The sequence below is a fragment of the Legionella worsleiensis genome, assembly GCF_001467535.1.
GTDB lineage: Bacteria > Pseudomonadota > Gammaproteobacteria > Legionellales > Legionellaceae > Legionella > Legionella worsleiensis.
Window position 1 is genome coordinate 1 of record NZ_LNZC01000012.1, and the last position, 20,782, is coordinate 20,782.

Here is a 20,782-nt window from a genome sequence, read left to right on the forward strand (position 1 = left end):
TGCCGGAATCTCTGATCAAGTGTTTCCGGAATCTGCGATCAAATGCGGCCGGAATTGGTGATCATTTCGCTCCGGAATACACAGGTGATGAATCCGGGTAATCATTTGCAAAGGATTCGTTAAAATAATCTGCGTCAGGCATCTTTTTTTTCATGGCTTCAATCAACATACCCATTTGTGTACCCCAGTCCCCCAAATGAATATCACTTATGACTTCATCACCACAAAATCGATATAAACGCTGTAAACAATCCCCAATTACAGTAGATCGGATATGTCCTACATGCATTGGCTTAGCAATATTAGGGCCACCAAAATCAATGACTACTTTCTTTTTATTAACAACAACAGGACAGCCAGAACGAGGATCCAAAACCAATTGATTACAATAATCTGCTAAGTAATCAGATGAGGCTGAGAAATTTATAAATCCTGGCTGGGCAATGTTAATATTAATGAACCATTCGCTTTTAGAAATAAGTTCGACAATATTATTTGCGATTTCCAAAGGATTTTTACCAACTTCCTTTGCTAAAGACATAGCGGCATTGCATTGAAAGTGCCCTAATTCAGGACGAGACGATAATACAACTTTTGCATACTGGGTATTGTAGCCAAGTATTTCAAATGCATTTTGGAAAATCTGATTAATCTTATCATCAAACAATTCGCTCATATTTCTCTCTTTATTTCTTAAACAAAAGGTATATTTGTTTCATTAGCATGTTTCCTAAGCCCTTATCCTAATTCTTTTGTGCATTTACCTTAAAGATATTTGGAAACAATTAGCATTTACAGATATTATACGTAAATGTTAACGATGAGTCGTCCAAATGTTAACCAATTTAAAAGTTATTACTCCATCTACAGAACATAGTAAAGAGCTGTGCGACCTATTAATAGAATCTATAACTATGAATTGTGCAGCTGATTATAATAATGACCCTCAGATTATGAAAGAATGGCTAATAAATAAAACTCCAGAAAATATTTCTCAATGGATCAGCTCAACTAATAATATATCTTTAGTCGCCATCGATACCCTTAAAGATAAACTTTCAGGTTTTGCTTTAATGAATAAAGATGGGGAAATATTATTAAATTATGTTCTTCCTTCTCATATTTATAAAGGCGTTGGTAAAGTCTTATTGAAGGAAATGGAACATATTGCCAAATCATCAGGGATCCAGGCGCTTTCAGTTGTAAGTACAATAACAGCAAAAAACTTTTATGAAAGGAATGGTTTTGTTAAAAATGGTGAGCCTGAATATGTAGGTGTTATCTTAGGAGATTTTCCTCTAATAAAGCATTTAAATACCGCATAATTAATTAATGCTTAGATCAATAGTTAACAACTCCAAGTCCATTAGGTTCACTTCAGAATTAGCGTCTATAGAAGTTCGCAAAGCATAGCTTATTCCATAGTGGGAAAAACACATTTTTAATGTTGTAATTAAGTGTCCCAAATCAAATAATAAATCCTGATACGCTACCCCATTTGGGTATCTTGACATTACTCGTTCAACTGTTCCTTTAAATACAATTCGAATATTAACGTCCTTAAAATGCTGCTTGTCTTGAATGCGAATTAGTGAATGTAAATAGGGATGATATTTATAAATACCTGGCGTAATATTTCCCCCATTGTTTATATAAATAATGGGAAAGAAAGGATATCTTGCTCCATTAGAAGGGATAAATTTTTTTATATGGGGTTGAGAATTAAATTTGGCTGAGCATTTTATACCCGACGAAAAATATAATATTGCACCTAAAAGATCTTCCTTGGCGAGTTTGTTTTTAAATAAAATAGGATTTAAAAAATAATAATCTCCTTTTATTTCATCACTTGAAAAGGTGTCTTTATATATTTCATGCCTAGCAAGTAGCCCGTTTGCTTGCAAACGGGGAAATCAAATCTGGATGGGCAAGTAGTAATAGGAAATATGCAAGGGGATATGGGCAATAGGGGTAAAATATGAAAACAACCCCAAGAACCAAGAAAAAATACTGTGCTTTTGATTCCGCTACACAGTGTGGGGCAAGAACTAAAGGAAATTATGGAATCCCATGCCGCTGCCCTGTGATGACAGGTAAAAATCATTGTCTCATTCATGGCAGCGCCAAAGGCTCAGGAGCGCCTCGTTGTAATGCGAATGCTTTAAAACATAGCAGAACAACTGCTCAGGTTAAAGCATTTCGGATTAAAATTAGAGGTATTATTTAGCGTAGCAATAAACTTATTAACCAATTTAGCTAGTTCATACGGGCGTCTCGGCGTAGTTTAAAAGTGAACTTTTATCTGACCTGAGCTTAAATTCAAGCCAAACAAAAGAAATTATGAAATTAATGCAAACCAAGATGTGCAGAAACTTCGCTCAAAATATCTAAGCCTGCTTTATTTGCCTCTTCGGCCATTTTTTGTTGCTTAGCAGCGCTAAAAAATAATAAATGATGAGCATGAGAGCTGTTAAAGCTTTCTTCGGAAAAAGAAGGGCGACCTTGCTGTTCGTTTAGTTGTGCCTCTACTATCATTCCTATCATCGGGAACCATTGTAATGGGTGTCGTAATAAGCTCATATCCGCTCCCTCTGGGATTAGACCTAAAAGCAGAAATGTAGATAATTCGCTAAATTGAAGCTCATTTTTTAAGAAAATATAAGTAGGATGATTGTTGATAAGTTTTAAATATAACTGCTTAGGAGTTAAAGTTATTTGAGACTTTTTAATTTCCTCTTCGAATACATTTTTAATTAAGAGTATTCTTTCTAACTGCGCCCCTACCGCTGCAGATGAAAAAAGTTTTTTCTGGTGGTGATAGGTGAGTAAGCGTTCGGGATTTAGGGAATCAAGAGCCTTTTCTATAACTTCCTTGGTGAATGGGACATTTGCTTGTGGTAAACCCGCTAACCATAAACGAATAGGAAATACATTTTCAATATCTTTTTCAGTCATGTTTGCGAGATTCGTTCCATTCGCAACAGGAATTTTTTTTGTAACATTATAATTGTCTTCCGGCATAATCCTTTCGTGATCGATGCTATGAAGTATTACGGAATCATTTGGACCATCGGTAAAAAGAGTATTTCCAGGATTTGCATCTTGAGACCCCAGGATAAGATGTAGTAAGAAATTCTCTTGAAATGATGGAAGGCTAATTTTTTGTATTATCTTTTTAGCCTGAGCACGTTGGTCTCTTGTATCTGATTCTATTAAGCCGCCCAAAAGGGACTGCATGAACAAAACAGCAGGTTCATTAAATAGTTGTGTATAAACTTGTAGTCCATCTACAGCATTAGGTATAAGTTTTTGGACATGTAATAACTTAAATTGTTCTTCTTTTTGCGCTTTGGTTCGATAAGCTGCGGTTTTTAAATTAAATACAAACTTTGCAACTGCGTTTTGTACCCCAGGACTATTTGTTATATTTCTTTCAGGCGATTCCTCTCTTCTCTTATCTATTACTTCTCTTATTTTTTGTCGTGAAAGAACTAAGCCTGCATTAGGTATAGAGCGCTCATTTTCATGGTCATGCAATACATCCATTCCTGCAATCGTATTTGATGGAATTAATCCTTCAAACCCAAGAATCTCTGCCATTTCGCGAGCAGCCACCTCCGAAAGACCATCTTTAGCTGCAACAGTTTTTACATAGAGTTGATTTGATTCGCTTGTTGCTTTAATTGCAGGATTACGGCGATGGATGTCATTTAAAGCTTTAGTGATATTTAATGTATCTTCGGTTTCAAAAACAAGCGGTGTATTTGCTACAGCTTTTTTCATTTTTGGCGTATCATGAGGGATATTTAAATGAGCTCCTGCGAGCAATTCTTCAGGGCAAACTACACGACGATTCAGATATAAATCAATCTCTTCTTTTAAAGCTTCATCCGTCGTTTCCGTCTTAATCTGGGTTAATCGTTGATTCTGTCGGCTATAGAAAAAATTTGAGAGTTGAGTAAACAAAGCAATTGTCCCACCTACAATAAGAGGAACTGCAACAACCAGTGTCCATAATGGCGGAAAAAATACGGCTGCTGGAACAAGAAGCAAGGAAATTACTAATGATGCAAAGTAATGCTGATTATTTAACTGAAACCAAAAATGCCAAAAACGATTGTATCGAAACACTGTTATCCCCAAAAGCCTTTATTAGATCAAAGTGATCAATATGTTATCATCATTGCCCTATAAAGCAAAGGCTCATTTTGGATGTAAGTTGCCTCAAAATAAATGTTACCCAAAATAGGAAGTAGCCCGTTTGCTTGCAAACGGGGAAATCAAACGTTTACCCCCCTAGACCAAATAGTAGTCAAAGAGATGATCATAAAGAATGGTTCCCTATCAACATTGCAGGTATTTACTAAAAACGCCATGATTAAAATTGAGCCTAATGTTGAACTCAGAGGTCTATCTAAATCGTAAGTTATTTATCTATGGCATAATTTGATAATTTTCAACTTATGTCATAGATTCTTAATCCGTTTTAATTAATGCCTTTATCTGACATTGATCAATTAATCTGTATCCAACGAGTTGTTTAATAAGTCCACCAATAAAAATTCATTAATCAGTTTCACAGGAAAACCGTTACTTGGGCGTTTAAAAGATAAAACACGATTTCGAGGCTTTTTACCCTCAAATACGGGTATAATTGATTTTACCCGCACTTGGGGGTATGGCGAGCCAGGTTGCTTACAACAAGGAATGGACCAAGAACCTAAATCAAAATCCCGGTTGCGAGCAACCAGGCTACATAACTGCTTCTTACAGGGCCTTGTGGCAGTGGAAAACCTACTTGGCCTGTAACCTTGGTCATAGTACTTGTCTTAAAGGCCTTCAAATCCTAAATTACCGCCTATCTCGGTTGTTTATCTCGTTAGCAAAAGCGAAAGCCGATTGTACTTATCACAAAGAGCTGGCAGCGCTGTCACAAACTCGATTATTAATCATTGATGATTGGGGGAATGGAGCCAATAACTCAGGCTCAACGAAGTGATTTAATGTATATCAATATCAGCAATTGATTAATAATCAAAGAAAATATAACTACATTATGAAATATTTGATTGGAGCGTCAGTCTCCTGACGCATCCAAATAGATTAAAGTGACTCTTCTACCGCTCGGCAATAAGTCTCGCGAATAAAAGGTAGGATAAGCAAAGCTAAGAACATGCCAATAGGTAAAATTGCCAACCCTTTATGGTAAGCTTCCAAAGGATAAATACGCACATTATTGACTAAATCGCCTCTCCACATTTTATCTAAAACATAGCCAATAAATGGCTGTGAGAAAGCAATACCTATCATATTGAACATATTCATGAAACCCAAGCCCGTAGCGACATAATGCTTACTGCACAACTCTTTTGCAACTGAAAATGATGGCAGAAACCCTGCTGAAAATATCCCAAAAGCAAACAGCAAAACTTCCATTATCCATGAAGCCTTAATTGGAGCATAGATAAACAACATCGAGCTTATCACTGCACCAATCGCTCCAATATACAAGGGAGGTTTCCGTAAACCGATACGATTAGAGTAGATTCCCCATAAAGGACTCGCAATTGCCCAACCAATAAACACTAGAGAAACATAATTAGCAGCGGTGGCTTTTACAATATTCATTTTGAGCATCAGAAAAGGTACGCCCCATAATCCGCAAAATACTGGTGTTGCCATGAACATTAAACTACCATAAATGGCTACTAGCCATAACTGTTTGTTTTTTACTAAAACAAACAAACTGCGCAACATAGAGACCTGTTCAATAGTCTCTGCATCTACGAAAGAGTCTAGCGAATGCACAGGATGATCTTTTACTATCACGAATATAAAAAAAGCAAGGACAAGACCTGTAACACCTATTCCAAACATACTTTGCCGCCAACCATAATGATCAACTAATAGAGCCAGAGGCGCTTCACCACCTATCGCGCCCAGCATTCCTGTCGTCACCATAAGGCCCGTGAGTAAAGCAAAACGCTTAGTTGAAAACCAGTTGGAAGCAAGCTTCATAGTACCCACTGCAGCAAATGCTGAACCAAAACCTATCATCAAACGTGCAATAAATACGGTTAGTAAATTATCAGTCATTGAAAAAGCAAGTGCACTTAGTGCGCAGATAACTGTTGCCAAAGTAAGCATTCGATGTGGACCGAAACGGTCCATCAATATTCCGCAGGGTAATTGCATGGGAGTATAGGAGTAATAATAAAATCCAGATAAAACACCAAGTGTTTGGCCAGTAATTGAAAAATCACGCATTAACTCTGTACCCATTACACTGGGAGACACTTGAAGTAAAAATTCATAAAAATAAAAAACGCAGCCCAATAACCATACTATCCAAGGTAAAAAAATCATAGGAATATTTTTAGCTGTAATATTTTCAGAGGCTGCAGACATGATTAATAAAGCTCCTAAACAAGCATAAAATGAACAAAAAAACATTAAAGCCTATCAGGTTATTACTTAGCTGTCTATTTGCAATAAACTATATAATAAAACTTCTCGATGGCCCGGATGAATCAATACAGCTCCCAGCAACTGATGATAATATTTTATAGGAGCATTACGGTGATATTCTCACAGCAAATAGCGAAATGACTCCAGCTCATTATTTTTTTCAGAGAACCAAAAATCCTGGTCACCTCTTTTAGTAGTTGCAATTATAACAACTTAAAAGAGATGACACAGTTATTTGAACACTGCAATACATACTGATGATCAATGATATTGTAAGGGGGTCTTACACAGGATAACGCAGGAGGCTTGAGTTTTTCCTTTGTTATGGATTGGTTTTCCAAGCCACATTTGCGACCAGTATCTTTATCATTGCCGTTAGTAAATCAAAGATTTTCAGAAAAAATCATCACAACCGTGTGATTTATTGACGTTAATTGTCAGTGAGGCCGAGATAAGGGGACATCTAAATTAAAAACGTGCACTTGCTTATTTACCTTGATAAATGCTATCAAAGGAAAATTAGCGCAAACAAGTTTGTATATGGATACATCTAAAAAAAGCAATCGCTTTAAAAATCTTAATAAGTATTCTTGGCTCCTGATTTTAATTTTTATTTTTGCTGTTCTGGCAATGTCTTATAAGACAGCCAATATCTCTCTTGATGGCTTAATGCAAACAATTCCTCTGATTGTTGTCTTCGTGTTCTGGTGCGAGAAATCTGCACAGCGTTTAAAGCGAACTGAAAACAATTTAAAAAAAGCGCAACTCTTCCATAGAGATACGTTTATTCTAAGTTTTAGTTTTTTATTGGGATGCCTTATCTCGTTACTGTTTGCTTATGACAATAGTGATGCAAAAGGTTGGTGGGTATTCATTATTTACTTTATCAGCCTGTATGGTTTAATTTTTTCTTTAATTTTCTCAGGAATTGCCCTTCTGATAAAAAATCATAACGCTTACATTCTGGTTTATTCGTTTTTAATTATAGGATTTGTGTCTTTAGGACAATTTTTTCCCCATGATACGTTTATTCCTTTGCTGGGATATACAGATACATTCTATGCCATAACTGGAACGATATTAATCATTCATTGTCTTTTTACGCTTTATTACAAGGTAATCAGCGTATTACAACGGAAAAATATTTAGCAGGACAAAATTCGATGCACATGTTAGTGGACTAAAAACGTAATCTCGAATGCCTATAACAAGGCATTTAATACCCGAATACTAACTCTACTCAAAAACCAATAAAAACATTGATATTTATGAACTAAAAATATACAATACGCTCTTTTATTATTTGCATTATTTAAAGTTAAACACATCAAATGCGATTACTTTGGAGAAATTATGGGTAAATCAAGCCTTGCTCAAAAAAAAACAACGTTATACGACGCTGATTTACTCTCATCAAAAGGATGGTATTATTTTAGCCAGTTATTTCTTGAAGCGACTTACTTGCAACCATTTAATCCTAGCTCAAAGGGCATGCAACAGGGGAAACGACTAAAAAATACGACTAAAAATGGCTACATAGAACGAGAAATCCACGGAGCCATGCATGCATCACGAGTAGCCTGGTCTACAGTGATGCTTCATCGTTTGTGCCACCAACAGTACCCGGAACACGTACAAAATAAAATACAAGCCTTGATGGAGTTTAGTAACTTAAGCGAAGAAGACCTCTTTTGCTTAATTCGCTATGTAGGTTTAGGGCATGATGCAGCACGTGAAGGTGAGGCAGAAGACCGCTGGGAAAATGAAAGTGCTGCCTGCATTGAATTTTTTTTGCAAGAACATGGCCTTAACCCTCAGTTAGCCGCACTGTTTTCTCGCCTTGCTTCTTTTAAAGACAAGCCACAAGAATTAGCACGTTATCTCGCCTCTCATAACCTGGATGAAAAGATTATTGCAGCATTCCAATACGCCCGTTTACTGGTCAGCCTTGCGGATTGCTTTGATATTATTCGATGCAATGGTGAATTTGATTTTGCATTTATTGAGCTAAAATTAACAGATGTTTTTCCCTATTCACCAGATAAAGATGCTTGCGTCTTTTTTGATTATGCCAAACAGACGCTGCGGCTTATCAAGCGACAAAAAGATCTCTACTTTCCAACTCGATTAATAGGCCCCAATAAAGAGAGTTTTTGCCTGAAAATTGGTGAAGATGATTATTCGCTGCAAGAAAAAGCAACATTGGAACATGCTGATTATGCCGTTGCAGCCATGCTTAAATCAATAAACCAGGAACCGTATTTTCAGCAATTACTCAATACAGAAACACCTGAGTATGCTAATCCATACGCTAAAGAACCTGTCTTTAATCCCTTCATTCACGGAACCAATAGTGCCTCTTTGGCGTTAATGACGCAAACAGATTTCAAATTGATGTCAGCAATAGAAATGCTTGAACAATATGGATTGGCACCTTTATCCGGGGAGCTTAGGAAAGGGGGATTCAGTACGGCAATGGCTAATGGTAACCCCTGCTTTGCAAAACTGAATGGCAAAGATAATTCTAGCGAATATTCATTATCCAAAATCATCGACAATTATACGAAACCCGATCAAACACAGTCTGGAGAAGAATGCTTAAAGGTGCTACGAAACTATACTGCTGATGCATCAAAAGCCTTATTCTCGCAAATCAACATTATTAATATTTATCTTGCACGGACAAAACAGCTCGGTATTAATCTGGGGGACATTACTGAACTGCACTCTTTAGAGAAAGAATTTCAGAAATCTTTAGATGTTTTTTATTTGTACTTGTTATTTGCAACTCATATAGTAGGAAAAGAAGATATTAAAAATTTATCTTTTCAAGATAGTCATACATTGGGATATGAGCTGACAGCCTATTTATCCCTGCCACGATTTTTAAAAAAATTAGAGGAAGCCAATCTTTCAATATATGAGATTTACAATAACCCTACAGCAGAAAATTGCCAAAAAATCATTGAGCTACTGACCCTTCCAGAGCGTTGTAAAGTCCAACAGTTATTCGAGTACGTTGAAGAGCCACTGACACAACAAAGACGATCCAGGAGGGGGCTAGATACTCAATGGGACTACGTGGTGCGAAATGTCTCTTCCTGGTGTTTGGATTCTATGCTTTATCAGACACTTTCAGGGTGGTATGACCGAAGCGATTTTCAACAATTAGCTCCTGAGCTTCTTCGTTATATAGAGATACTTAAACAACGTTTTTCAGTCACCAAACGCTTGTTGCAAGACGTTCAAAAGCCCTTGAAACTCTCGGTTGCAGACACCGATCTGGTAGAAAACCCCCTACCGATTATTCTATGCTATGAGCAAAGTCGGTACATGCGGATCATTTCAATGCCTCACCAGGAATATCGCTCTCAAAAATCGCTCAAGTTGGGTGAGGATATTCAAATTATTGCTACGGACACTGAAATCAATATGAAACGCTTAAAGGCTTACAGTGACCGACATCAGCTCAACTTAACCGTTATTTCATTTGCTGATTTGGAACGTGCCCGTGATTCCTTACGGTCAGAACACCCTCTATGCAGACAACAGGTAGTGCAACACACGGCTTCAATAGCCAATACCCATAATTCGGGCATGAAGCAACAGCCCTTAACTGCTCAGAGCTCCTCAAATACAAATGTAATAGCCCTTAATGAGTTTTGCGCACAACAACGCACACGATTGCAGCACACCGCAGCGCTCGAGTCGTTAACACATTTTCAAGAACAAGCACAACAGATTATTTTGTCTGATCGCTCCGCAGGAGAAAAAAAGTCTCAATTAAAAGCATGTGCGCATCATGAATTTGAACATAGGCATTATGCGCCACGCTTATTAGCTGATGCATTAATGTTAATCTCATCATTTGCTTTAATTGGTCTTGCTGTGGGTGTAACCAGAATATTAACTGGCCATAGCTTCTTCTTCAGTGCAGAAAAGACAAGACGAGAAACTGAATTTATTAAAATTGCGGACGCAATGGAATTAAACGCCAAAGTATAGCTAAATTACCTGATGATTCTAATAAAGGCATGCCCCATTCCAGGGCAAACGCATCTAAATTATGAACATAAATCTCCGCCCTTTTGCCTACGTCCTGCGCTTTATGCGTAGGATCCATGCGATCTTAGTGCAGGCAAGGATCTGGATTCTGCGCATAAAGCGCAGAACGCAGGCATCTTGGTCTTAGATAATACGTTTAGGTGCGTTTACCCTGTACCCCACTCAGGGGCTATAGCCCGTTTGCAGCATAATCTCAGCGATTTTTTACTTCATCACAGCCCTAACCAAGTGCGGTTTATTGTGTAAAAAATGAGGATACGCTCATAATCTGGAGCGCAAACAAACTCCTTTTTCTTCATTCTCATCCTGTTTTGTTATGGAAAAAATACTCGTACTGGCTGTTGAACACTGCGGTGTTGCATACCAGCTCTGCATTTTCATTACCTGCGACCACCATATATCAAGTGATTCTTGATTCATATCTGGCCATGAGGGTGTTTCTGTTACGAGAGCTTTACCCATTATTTTTGATTTTTCAATTTCTTCCGCATTGTTTTTTAGTTGAATATTTTTCCATTGAGATAAGCGCATTAGCAAATGTCTATCGCTGTCTTTGCTAATAAATTTATAAAAATCAATGGATTGACTTAATGCTTTCATTACCCCTGAACCGCTATGAGGACGTAGCGTTGTTGCTGCATCACCCATAAAAATGATCTGATTGTCCTCATAAGGTTGAATTTGAGCATCAAAAACAGCCTGAATAAATGGTTGCGGCGTGTTGCATATTATTTCTGCTGCTGTTGCAGGTAATTGCTGTCTGGCAAAATGTTGCAAGTATTGTCTTTGTTCTTCATGTAATGCTCCCTGTGGTATGGAGCGAGTATGGCGTATATTCTTATCATCAGTTAAGCGTAACGCCAAAACATCAGGGGGAGTCACTTCATACATCACCCAATTTAACAAAGTTTTCCCAGTTATCTCATAACCTTCGGCGGGAATTCGATAAAATAAAAGGTGTCCTTTTGAAAACACGTAATACGGTATGTGATGGTCTAATTCAAATAAGTTGGTTTCCAGCACCCCCCGCCAGGCAATGTAACCAGCATAAGTCGGAATATTTTCAGATAAAAGTTGTTTACGCAGGTTGGATTCTACGCCATCTGCTGCAATGACAATACTCGTATTCAAATACGCACCACAGGCCGTTTCTAAACAGTAAAGACCATCTGCTTCTTTTTTTATCCTTGTAACCTGTGTTGAGGGACGAAAGTCTATATCCTGAAGTCTTTGTCGCAAGTTACGATAGACATCCATCCAATTCAACGAGCATGCACTTAAGGGCTGATCCCCAATCTTTTCTGCTTCCACAGTCAGTAAAGATTTACGAAAAAAAGTACGTGCTTCAATAGCTAAACGAGGAATATCTTTATCAAAGAGATTAAGCTCTATACATTGATTTACTAAAGCAACAGGTAATGTAATTCCAGCGCCTTGCCCTTTTAATTCACCAGAAGAACGCTCAAGAATAGTTACTCTCAGGCCTAAACGGGCTAAAAGAATAGCGGTTACACAACCGGCAATAGAACCACCTACAACAATACAATCTACTTTTTCTTTCATGAACAATAACTAATCAACAGAGGGAAATGGTCTATTTTTACATAAAAAAAACAAATTACTTACCTTTTTCATTATGATTCTAACCAATAAGTTACCCATGTTCGAGCCTGAGAGATTAAATAAATCAAAATGCACATTATACTATCAACAACAAGGGGCATTACCAACCTAAATCGAATGAGCTCACCGTGTTGCAAGAAAAAAACCCATAAAAGAATTAATCACTAAATATTTTATTGTGCAAAAATGCTTTTCTTTTATAAAAACACAGGATAAAGTGCTGTTGTATTAATTTGAACAACAAGGATGAAAAAAATGCCCTTTGATCCCGCTTTTTTTAATAAATGTATAAGTGAAAACCACGACAGAGCCCCAGGATACAGTTTAGAGTGCCAGGGTGCAGATTTTTTTGCGGCATTATCCCGGTTTTTTATGTATTACATCGCCTCAGCAGCTGTTTGCATCGTTTTATATTACGCAGTCAAGGGTATTAATGCGGAAGATGCGGCAACACCGCATAATCATAAGAGCCTCCCGGATGCGCTTGAAACAGAAGATGAGGTCAGTTCGTCTATGAGCCTGGATTAATAATGCCTCACTGAAGCGTATGATGCAGATCGGGTATTGAATAAAACACAGATAACCTTTAAAATCGACTAACTGGTCATTTTGAGACAGAAATGACCAATAATCCAACCTGACAGGACATGTATTCACAAGAGGCAGTTGAAATTGATTCAATCCCCAATAAAGAAAAAATCGCTCGTCATTTTATCTGTTTGCCATATTTTTTTAATAACAATCAGCAACATCCTGGTGCAATATCCGATCAAACTTTGGGGGCTGCACACGACCTGGGGAGCGTTTACTTATCCGGCTATTTTTATACTCACCGATCTTACTACCCGTATTACTTCGGCCAATGCTGCACGATCCATTATTTTTCGCAGCATGATCCCAGGTATCATCATTTCTTACGGTATAGCCAGCTGTTTAGACACACAAATTGAGAGCACTTCCTTTATTTTAAACTCCATGCCTTTTCGTATTGCCTCAGCCTGTTTTATCGCTTATGTAGCGGGGCAACTTCTTGATATCTTTATTTTTCAACGCTATAAAAACAGTACTTCCTGGTGGCTTGCTCCGACATTGTCCACAACCGTTGGAAATATCCTGGACACCCTATTGTTCTTTAGCATCGCCTTTTACCACTGTGCCAATCCCTTTTTAGATCAGCACTGGCCAGAGATAGCCGTTGTTGATGTTTTTTTTAAAATCATCATTAGCCTGGTGGCATTTATTCCTCTTTATGGACTGATATTAACCGTATTTCGCACTCATTTTTTAAACCGATTGTTTCCCTATGTATCCTAAAACAGAGCCAAAAGAGTAACTGATATGAGGGATCTCATTTGGCACAACCAAAGAACAAACCAGCACATAATGAGGCTAGCAAATTACCTTTTTGCATTTTCATCTTGAATTTTCATCTGGATAAGACTACTTAATCCCAGCGCTATCGCATGCTCTTGTGTTTGCTCGATTAATTGTTTGTCTTTATCAAAGTCAGTATCTGTTCCAATAACCGCCAAAATGGCACCACTTTGAATAGCTGGATAAGGTGAATGCGATGTGGCTCTAAAAGCGGTATGTAAACTGGAAAGAATAAATAACTGGGCGCACTCCATCTCGGAAGCCAATACCCCGGCTTGTTTTAAGGTGTTCATGTACGAGTGGTTGTCTTCTCGGAGTGAAAAACCATATTGCCTGGCATAAAATGAACTCTTGGAATGAACAATACCTGTGTGAATTTTAAATGCTGCAGGCGGTAACTGTTGAACCGCATCCTGACACGCCCGCACACACTCCATAGATGCAATAGCGGGATATTCCTTGTAGATGTAATCCCAACTTGCCTTATCATCACGTACCGCACCTGAGGCAATAACCAAATCACCAGGACAAACCTGAGAAGGGCAAAGCGAGCCGGCAGTACCAATTCGTAAAAAACGACTGCCACCAAGCAACATCAACTCCGTAATAATAATATCAGCACTACTGCCGCCCATACCGGTAGACATTACAGCGACATCGAGACTACAGGCTCCCTGTTTCAAGGTACCAAGATAACAATTATGTTGTCGTGGGTGAGGTTTTATGTGCAGCGATTCCAAATGTTCGCCTATCTGCCGTGCCCGGCCATCTGAACCGGTAAGAATGATATAACGCCCCAAAGCACCATTACCGCACAAATCATCAGCAGCAAGGGCAATGTGTTTGGGTTGCATGTTGGATTTTATCATTTTTAAAACCTCGTTACCTGGAAGACGTCCTCTATTACCCCAGATTACCCCCTAAAGGCAGCTTATTCAAGCGGTCTGCAACAAGGTTATTTCTCAGAAAAATAGCATTTATAATCATCAAGATAAAGGGAAACCAAGCGATTAGGCTTATCATGTTTACTCTTCCAAACACGTTGATGCCGGGTTATCCTGCCTGACACCATCGCTCACACTGCCTTGTCTGTTTTTTTTATTCAATCCTATTTGAGAAATATCACATGACTATGATAGCATTGCCCCCGAAAAGGGCATGTAACGGCATAATAGCAATAACTCGCCGTGCATAAGCAGAAATTAAAGACTCATCTGACGATAAAGCGAGCTCTGGTTTTTAATTTTATTACTGTTTTGAAGGGATACACACAGTCATGAATACACGATTTCTTATTTTAGCCATCTTGCAATTTCTTTGCGTTAGCGTTTTTGCTGGCGATATGGGCTCTGCCAAAGAAGGCCATCCCATCAACGTTTATGTTCCTGAATTAAAATCCGGATTTGAAGTAACCGCAAGCGCAACCTACCTTCAACCCCTTGCGGATAACTTTGGATGGGCAGTGATTACGACGGTGCTCCCCATCCCATCGCCTAACTGGCGAGTACAGACCATACAACCAGATTACCAACTTGGCTTTAATCTGGGCGCTCGATATGTGTTTTCCACTCCAGGCACAGACGTTCAACTGAACTGGTCTCACCTGGAATCTCGCGATCAGGATGGAGTGATAGTCAATCCGACCTCTCAATGGGTATCTCCCTTTTCACAAACAGGAACCCCACCCACCACTACCGGACAAATCACTGGCGTATCATTGTTAAAGAAGGCCGAGGCGCAACTGAATTTTAATTACGATGCCATAAATCTTGATGTAGGTAAATTCATTAATTTTGGCTCCAGCCTGCAAACACGCCTGTTCACAGGAATTAGTTCTGTATTCATCAAGGAACAATTGGTTTCTACGTTCAGAGGTTTGTCTTTGCCCATTTTTGTGTTTGATAATACCTCATCATACCAAGGGATAGGGCCACGCTTGGGTCTTAGTAACGACTATGAGTTTTATCGGGGCGTGCATCTGGTAGGCCAACTTGCAGGTTCACTGTTGTTTGGCAGAATGCAACCGGCGCAATACCAGTTTACCGGTACCTCCGCCGAATTAATTGCTGCGCGAATTTATGTTAATCGTGAGGGGCTTGCAAACCCAACAGTAGACCAGATGGTTACCGCTGTGGATGCCAAACTGGGTTTAAGCTATTTGTATCAGTATGACCAAAAAGCCGATATAACTTTTGAAGCAGGTTATATGGGGGCGCTGTACATCAATCCTCTTGCAAGCTACGAAACCAATACCAATGTCATACCTATTGATTCAGGTTCGCTGTCTACATCCAGCGCCAAACACACCCAAAGTAATTTTTCAGCAGGCGGCCCTTACCTTACCGTTAAATTACGTTGTTAATCAAAGGAATATTCTCTTGGGTGGGTATGAGTTTATTGCAAACAAAACGAAGCGATGAGATTGTTATTTACTCCTTTTTATTCGCTTCAATTCATGGAGTTTGAGTTATGTTATTTCGATACAGCGCCCTGTGGGCGCTACTGTTTTGCTCATTAAGTTCATCAGGAATGACTCAATCCATAACGACATCAGACCAACTCGTTGTTTCTAACTGCATGCTAAAACCTCTTGCAGATAAAGTGCGAATCATTCACCACTCCGCTGAATTCAGCATCATTGAAACAACCTTAAACAAAGAAATATTAACAATACTGCACGAAAATAAATCCAAATGCGGCAAGTTTTTCAATCTGGATGCCTACCATTCAAGCAGGCCTCAATCAACACTAAGTGCTGAGCAACTTATCAAAAAGTTCACTCAAAATAAAGAAATGCACTCAAACACATCCTATCCTGTGCAACATGAAAAACAAGTTTACACGCTTTATGAGCTTATTGATCCCAGTAAAATTTGGCAATCCAATCAGCATCTAACCAGCTACCTGAACCGTTCCGCAAAAACCACTTCGGGAATTGCTGCAGCACACTGGTTTAAACTGCAATTCGATACGCTGGCAAAAGAATACGGACGCACCGATGTGGACAGCTACTTTGTCACGACCGGAAAAAAATACCCTCAACCTTCAGTAGTAACAGTAATAGGTAAAAACAAAGCAGGCGCAGCCATTGTCATAGGTGCTCACGTCGATACTTTAGATGGAAACATGCCTGGAGCTGATGATGATTCCAGCGGGATTGCGGTCACTCTGGAAATAGCCAGAACTTTATTAGCATCAGAAATACAACTCGATAACCCGGTATATCTTATTGCCTATGCCGCTGAAGAGCGTGGACTGGTTGGCTCAGGATATGTGGTGAGACATTTTATTCAGCACAAAATCCCAGTTAAAGCCGTAATGCAACTGGATCAGGCTGGATTTAGAGCCAACCCTCGAGACAAGACAATTTGGTTATTAAAAGACTATGTAGATGCAAATTTAACCCAATTTCTTGCTCAATTACTTACTGAATACGTTAAAATTCCTGTTGGTTACACCCGTTGCGGCTATGCATGCAGCGACCATGCGAACTGGACTAAGGAAGGGTTCAGTGCCTGTTATCCATCGGCAACAACACTTAATGATGACAATCCCTTTATCCACAGCTCTGAAGATAAACTGGACATTATTAACCTGGAACATATGGTGAATTTCACTAAACTTGGATTAGCTTTTGTTGCAGAGCTTGGGCTGAAATAACCGGTAAAAGATCATCAGTTCAGCTGACATTAAAAGACCAAAATGAACTCCGGTTTTTTACGAATTCAGCAATGAATCTATTTAACACTCTTAATAATTCCTTAAGTAAATTTAAATAGACTGTCACTAATATTTATTCAACGATAATGGAACAAACAATAATGACCCAAGTAGTAATCTATACCGATTTTGATGGCACAATCACCCGCACAGAGGGTGCAGATGCAGTTAATTCACCCTTCTACCAATCCTTGCTTGAGGGTTATGTGCCAGGTGTTAAGCAGCATTATAAGTATACTAAAATGAAATCTGCGGAAGAAATACAAAAACTGTTTATAGAACAATTCGGGGATTATGGTGAATCCATAGATTTTACTAACCCTGATAATAACCTGCTCATGACACCCCATGCGGTGCTTTTTTTTCACGAATTAATCAATAATAACCAAATCAGTATTAATATCGTTACCCGCAATCGTCCAGAATACATTAAGGCTTTGTTTCACTATCAAGGATTTTCTGCTAGCGAAATTGAACGCTTAAACATTATGGCCAGCGGCTATAAATTTAAAGAAGTGGATAATGACCTGAAAATGCGCCATTCTTCTGATAAAAAGCCCTCTTGTATCTACATACTTGATGACCATACAAACGACTACTGCGAAATGATAAGGGCGGCTGGACATAATGATTATAAAAGTGAACACATTCACGGTTTTAACCAAAAACCCGGCCAATTTGATTGGCTCAGCTACTTAGAACAAATAAAAGAATTTCTTTTAAAATCTGTGACGCCACAAGAAACATCATCCATCAGTCAAGAGACCTCTTTTGTGGCCACTGAAGCCACTTTAAATACAGCACCATCTACAGATCAATCCGATGAAGAAACTAAAGCCAACACACCCCATTCATCCGCTGATGAACGCATTAACCATAGCGCTGCGAATCCTGATAGCGATCAAACAAAACCGTCGTCTAAAGAAATTTCTAACCCATTAATGCGCCTTTTTGCCGGATGGGGCTTTGGTATTGGCTTTTTTGTAGGTTGTGCTTTAGTGGCTAGCGGCCTGTTTGTACCTTTTGGTTTCAGCCTGCTCGGCGGCCTGATTCTTGGAGGCGTGTTAGGATTTCATACAGCTCTTGTTACCGGACTTGTTGGATTAATAACGGATATAGCCAGGCGGCCCAAACGTGTAAAAGAAGATGACAAAAATCCAGACAATGCAGTGGATAATGACGATAGTATCAAATCATTAAGTCATTTGGGCGGACAGTCACCCAAGACGCAAACAGAAGATCTTGTCGCTCATTTTCCAGCAGTCTTTGCCGCCCATAATGCGGCAGACGAACAATTGAGGTTAAGCCCTACCAAGTCAGTTCCTCAGGATGCAGTTAGCCCCGGGATCTGATGACTTAATTTGCCGTCATGTCCATTGTAATTCAATGGGCATACACAGACGAGTCACTGCCCACAATAACGCCAATTCACTGAAACAGCCAGCAAGTATTCCCCTCTCCATTGCGCATGGCGTGGGAGAGAGGACTCAAGGGTGAGGGGGATTAAATAAAGTAGGAAGTTACCGTATTCCTATTTTTTGTTCTTTTTGTTAGCATTCAGGCTCTTCATAAACAGCAGCTGGAGTTGTAATGGCAGGGCATTCTTTTTTTTCACAAGTTAGAGCAACATGGAATGAATACGGCGGTATTAGAGACAAATATGCAGAGGCCATTCCAAAGCCGCAAAAGAGTTATTTGTATCCTATATACACTATAAACGAGTTCGCTACTCTGGCCATCAGACCCATAGAAAAACCACTCTGGCTTGGTATACATGCCTTGAGCTTTTTCTTTAAAACCATACTCAGTGCACTGGCATCCATGGTACTGACTCCGTGTGCTTTGGCATTGGTTATTATTGCTCCAGCCTCTGAACTAAGCAGAGCAACCTGCTCCTCTTTTAAGCTAACAGCAGCACATACTCTGGTCTCTGCCGGAATGGCCGTACTGGCGTTACTTTCAACAGCTGCTGCGTTAATTCTAAATCCTCTTTATATCGCTACTCGAGCAAGCGCAACGGTTGTTGAGTGTGTAGGAAAAACAATAGAAACCTGTTGTGGGTAAAACCTCAACCGGTAATCCTCTCGTGAGCCGATATAAACGATTCGGCTCCTGTCTTTCTATTAAAAATAGCCGATTTTATTGATTCATTTGTAAGTTCCCATATCATCCCGAGCAAAGCGAGGGATCCCCCTGCAGTGGCATAATTTTTAAAACAGCGTCGATACAAATCATTGGTAACGCCGGTATATAAAACATTATTGTGTTTATTAGCCAATAAGGTAGGGAGATACATTTATTTTGCAATTGGCATTAAAGTAACAAAAAGAATATGATGTTTTTTCAGGATTTAGAACACATCATTACCAACACCCAAAATGCGCTAGAAAGGAAGGAATCATGCGAGTTAAGGCAGCAATAGCTTATGCACCAGGTGAACCACTTGTCATTGAAATGGTCGATTTGGCAGGACCAAAAGACAATGAAGTTTTAGTAGAGATTAAAGCAACTGGGGTTTGTCATACTGACCACTATACCCTGTCAGGCCAAGATCCCGAAGGGCTGTTTCCGGTAATTCTGGGGCATGAAGGTGCTGGGGTAGTGATTGAAACAGGAAAAAATGTAACCAGCTTACAACCCGGTGATCATGTCATTCCACTCTATACGCCCGAATGCCGTCAATGTGAATACTGTCTTTCTCAAAAAACAAACTTATGCCAAGCCATTCGCACCACTCAAGGTAAGGGAGTCATGCCCGATGGAACCTCGCGATTTAGTATGAATGGCAAAACCATTCATCACTACATGGGCACCTCAACTTTTGCCAATTATACCGTATTGCCTGAAATCGCACTGGCCAAAATTCGTAAAGACGCACCCTTTAACAAAGTATGTTACATTGGTTGCGGAGTGACCACCGGTCTTGGTGCTGTGTTATTTGATGCACAGGTTGAAGTAGGCAGCCGGGTGATTGTCTTTGGATTAGGCGGCATAGGCCTTAACGTAGTTCAAGGCGCACGGATGGTTGGCGCACGGCAAATTATAGGCGTGGATATAAACCCCGGTCGCCAAAAATTGGCGACCCAGCTGGGCATGACTGATTTTGTCAATCCACGCCAAGTATCCGGAGATTTGGTTGGCCACCTGGTTGAGTTAACCCAAGGTGGCGCTGATTATACGTTTGAGTGTATTGGCAATGTAGACGTCATGCGTCAGGCTTTAGAATGCTGCCATAAAGGCTGGGGCGTATCAACGATTATTGGCGTCGCACCGGGAGGTCACGAAATCTCTACCCGCCCCTTCCAGTTGGTTACCGGCAGAGTCTGGCAAGGTTCCGCATTTGGCGGTGCAAGAGGACGCACGGATGTACCCAAAATCGTTGATTGGTATATGGAGGGGCTGATTAATATAGATGATCTGATTACCCATGAACTGCCTTTTGATCGCATTAATGAAGCCTTGGAATTAATGCATCAGGGTTTATCCATTCGTACTGTGCTCAATTACTGAATGATGGCGTTGCAAAACGCCA

19 protein-coding genes are annotated in these 20,782 nt (G+C 39.5%); 13 read left to right on the forward strand and 6 right to left on the reverse strand.

All coding sequences use genetic code 11. The annotated features are described in order from the left end of the window. Window positions 1–61: 61 nt before the first annotated feature. The gene (gene argS / locus Lwor_RS05835) at window positions 62–676 is read right to left on the reverse strand and encodes an arginine--tRNA ligase domain-containing protein (protein WP_058492969.1); all 615 of its coding nucleotides are present in this window, start codon (window positions 674–676) and stop codon (window positions 62–64) included. A gap of 157 nt (window positions 677–833) precedes the next feature. Between argS and Lwor_RS05840 the strand changes: the two genes are divergently transcribed. Beyond that, complete coding sequence (locus tag Lwor_RS05840; RefSeq protein WP_058492970.1) at window positions 834–1,325, forward strand: GNAT family N-acetyltransferase; 492 nt, start codon at window positions 834–836, stop codon at window positions 1,323–1,325. On the opposite strand, the gene Lwor_RS05845 is transcribed toward Lwor_RS05840, so the two are convergent. Beyond that, window positions 1,326–1,904, reverse strand: a complete 579-nt coding sequence (locus Lwor_RS05845; protein WP_058492971.1) for a nitroreductase family protein — start codon at window positions 1,902–1,904, stop codon at window positions 1,326–1,328. 74 nt (window positions 1,905–1,978) lie between these two features. Between Lwor_RS05845 and Lwor_RS05850 the strand changes: the two genes are divergently transcribed. Further along, window positions 1,979–2,227, forward strand: coding sequence for a hypothetical protein (locus Lwor_RS05850; RefSeq protein WP_058492972.1), 249 nt, complete (start codon window positions 1,979–1,981; stop codon window positions 2,225–2,227). 119 nt (window positions 2,228–2,346) lie between these two features. Here the strand turns inward: Lwor_RS05850 and Lwor_RS05855 are convergent, their stop codons facing one another. Beyond that, window positions 2,347–4,131: a hypothetical protein gene (locus tag Lwor_RS05855; RefSeq protein WP_058492973.1), complete on the reverse strand. Its 1,785-nt coding sequence runs from the start codon at window positions 4,129–4,131 to the stop codon at window positions 2,347–2,349. Between the two features lie 547 nt (window positions 4,132–4,678). On the opposite strand from Lwor_RS05855, the gene Lwor_RS05865 reads away from it, so the two are divergent. Next, complete coding sequence (locus Lwor_RS05865) at window positions 4,679–4,999, forward strand: ATP-binding protein (protein WP_058492975.1); 321 nt, start codon at window positions 4,679–4,681, stop codon at window positions 4,997–4,999. Between the two features lie 104 nt (window positions 5,000–5,103). Here the strand turns inward: Lwor_RS05865 and Lwor_RS05870 are convergent, their stop codons facing one another. Beyond that, entirely contained in the window at window positions 5,104–6,408 is a 1,305-nt protein-coding gene (locus tag Lwor_RS05870; RefSeq protein WP_058492976.1) for an MFS transporter, read from the reverse strand. Between the two features lie 384 nt (window positions 6,409–6,792). Here Lwor_RS05870 and Lwor_RS14315 point away from each other — a divergent pair, with 384 nt between their 5' ends. From Lwor_RS14315 to Lwor_RS05880, 3 genes are all read left to right on the forward strand, one after another. Beyond that, window positions 6,793–6,888, forward strand: coding sequence for a hypothetical protein (locus Lwor_RS14315; RefSeq protein WP_083501579.1), 96 nt, complete (start codon window positions 6,793–6,795; stop codon window positions 6,886–6,888). Window positions 6,889–7,008: 120 nt separating this feature from the next. Next, entirely contained in the window at window positions 7,009–7,617 is a 609-nt protein-coding gene (locus Lwor_RS05875; RefSeq protein ID WP_058492977.1) for a hypothetical protein, read from the forward strand. Window positions 7,618–7,821: 204 nt separating this feature from the next. After that, window positions 7,822–10,473 (forward strand): hypothetical protein, encoded by a 2,652-nt coding sequence (locus Lwor_RS05880; RefSeq protein ID WP_058492978.1) that lies wholly within the window; start codon window positions 7,822–7,824, stop codon window positions 10,471–10,473. A 321-nt stretch (window positions 10,474–10,794) separates the two neighbouring features. Here the strand turns inward: Lwor_RS05880 and Lwor_RS05885 are convergent, their stop codons facing one another. After that, window positions 10,795–12,096, reverse strand: a complete 1,302-nt coding sequence (locus tag Lwor_RS05885; protein WP_058492979.1) for an FAD binding domain-containing protein — start codon at window positions 12,094–12,096, stop codon at window positions 10,795–10,797. Between the two features lie 315 nt (window positions 12,097–12,411). On the opposite strand from Lwor_RS05885, the gene Lwor_RS05890 reads away from it, so the two are divergent. Next, the gene (locus Lwor_RS05890) at window positions 12,412–12,684 is read left to right on the forward strand and encodes a hypothetical protein (RefSeq protein WP_058492980.1); all 273 of its coding nucleotides are present in this window, start codon (window positions 12,412–12,414) and stop codon (window positions 12,682–12,684) included. 144 nt (window positions 12,685–12,828) lie between these two features. Continuing rightward, window positions 12,829–13,470: a 7-cyano-7-deazaguanine/7-aminomethyl-7-deazaguanine transporter gene (locus Lwor_RS05895; protein ID WP_058493361.1), complete on the forward strand. Its 642-nt coding sequence runs from the start codon at window positions 12,829–12,831 to the stop codon at window positions 13,468–13,470. Between the two features lie 83 nt (window positions 13,471–13,553). Here the strand turns inward: Lwor_RS05895 and Lwor_RS05900 are convergent, their stop codons facing one another. Then, window positions 13,554–14,399 (reverse strand): nucleoside phosphorylase, encoded by an 846-nt coding sequence (locus tag Lwor_RS05900; RefSeq protein WP_058492981.1) that lies wholly within the window; start codon window positions 14,397–14,399, stop codon window positions 13,554–13,556. A gap of 407 nt (window positions 14,400–14,806) precedes the next feature. Between Lwor_RS05900 and Lwor_RS05905 the strand changes: the two genes are divergently transcribed. The 5 genes from Lwor_RS05905 (at window position 14,807) to Lwor_RS05930 (ending at window position 20,760) form a co-directional block, all read left to right on the forward strand. After that, window positions 14,807–15,892, forward strand: coding sequence for an Lpg1974 family pore-forming outer membrane protein (locus tag Lwor_RS05905; RefSeq protein ID WP_058492982.1), 1,086 nt, complete (start codon window positions 14,807–14,809; stop codon window positions 15,890–15,892). Between the two features lie 107 nt (window positions 15,893–15,999). After that, window positions 16,000–17,190 (forward strand): M20/M25/M40 family metallo-hydrolase, encoded by a 1,191-nt coding sequence (locus tag Lwor_RS05910; protein ID WP_058492983.1) that lies wholly within the window; start codon window positions 16,000–16,002, stop codon window positions 17,188–17,190. Between the two features lie 161 nt (window positions 17,191–17,351). Then, a complete protein-coding gene (locus Lwor_RS05915; protein WP_058492984.1) occupies window positions 17,352–18,602 on the forward strand; it encodes a hypothetical protein in 1,251 nt (416 codons plus the stop codon). 238 nt (window positions 18,603–18,840) lie between these two features. Then, complete coding sequence (locus Lwor_RS05920) at window positions 18,841–19,314, forward strand: hypothetical protein (RefSeq protein ID WP_058492985.1); 474 nt, start codon at window positions 18,841–18,843, stop codon at window positions 19,312–19,314. Window positions 19,315–19,650: 336 nt separating this feature from the next. Continuing rightward, window positions 19,651–20,760, forward strand: a complete 1,110-nt coding sequence (locus tag Lwor_RS05930; RefSeq protein WP_058492987.1) for an S-(hydroxymethyl)glutathione dehydrogenase/class III alcohol dehydrogenase — start codon at window positions 19,651–19,653, stop codon at window positions 20,758–20,760. Window positions 20,761–20,782: the final 22 nt, after the last annotated feature.

Excerpts from the sequence above, each read along its gene's own strand:
- argS (WP_058492969.1), bottom strand. The coding sequence starts at position 676 with ATGAGCGAATTGTTTGATGATAAGATTAATCAGATTTTCCAAAATGCA.
- Lwor_RS05840 (WP_058492970.1), top strand. The coding sequence starts at position 834 with ATGTTAACCAATTTAAAAGTTATTACTCCATCTACAGAACATAGTAAA.
- Lwor_RS05850 (WP_058492972.1), top strand. The coding sequence starts at position 1,979 with ATGAAAACAACCCCAAGAACCAAGAAAAAATACTGTGCTTTTGATTCC.
- Lwor_RS05865 (WP_058492975.1), top strand. The coding sequence starts at position 4,679 with ATGGCGAGCCAGGTTGCTTACAACAAGGAATGGACCAAGAACCTAAAT.
- Lwor_RS05870 (WP_058492976.1), bottom strand. The coding sequence starts at position 6,408 with ATGTCTGCAGCCTCTGAAAATATTACAGCTAAAAATATTCCTATGATT.
- Lwor_RS14315 (WP_083501579.1), top strand. The coding sequence starts at position 6,793 with ATGGATTGGTTTTCCAAGCCACATTTGCGACCAGTATCTTTATCATTG.
- Lwor_RS05875 (WP_058492977.1), top strand. The coding sequence starts at position 7,009 with ATGGATACATCTAAAAAAAGCAATCGCTTTAAAAATCTTAATAAGTAT.
- Lwor_RS05880 (WP_058492978.1), top strand. The coding sequence starts at position 7,822 with ATGGGTAAATCAAGCCTTGCTCAAAAAAAAACAACGTTATACGACGCT.
- Lwor_RS05885 (WP_058492979.1), bottom strand. The coding sequence starts at position 12,096 with ATGAAAGAAAAAGTAGATTGTATTGTTGTAGGTGGTTCTATTGCCGGT.
- Lwor_RS05890 (WP_058492980.1), top strand. The coding sequence starts at position 12,412 with ATGCCCTTTGATCCCGCTTTTTTTAATAAATGTATAAGTGAAAACCAC.
- Lwor_RS05900 (WP_058492981.1), bottom strand. The coding sequence starts at position 14,399 with ATGATAAAATCCAACATGCAACCCAAACACATTGCCCTTGCTGCTGAT.
- Lwor_RS05905 (WP_058492982.1), top strand. The coding sequence starts at position 14,807 with ATGAATACACGATTTCTTATTTTAGCCATCTTGCAATTTCTTTGCGTT.
- Lwor_RS05910 (WP_058492983.1), top strand. The coding sequence starts at position 16,000 with ATGTTATTTCGATACAGCGCCCTGTGGGCGCTACTGTTTTGCTCATTA.
- Lwor_RS05915 (WP_058492984.1), top strand. The coding sequence starts at position 17,352 with ATGACCCAAGTAGTAATCTATACCGATTTTGATGGCACAATCACCCGC.
- Lwor_RS05920 (WP_058492985.1), top strand. The coding sequence starts at position 18,841 with ATGGCAGGGCATTCTTTTTTTTCACAAGTTAGAGCAACATGGAATGAA.
- Lwor_RS05930 (WP_058492987.1), top strand. The coding sequence starts at position 19,651 with ATGCGAGTTAAGGCAGCAATAGCTTATGCACCAGGTGAACCACTTGTC.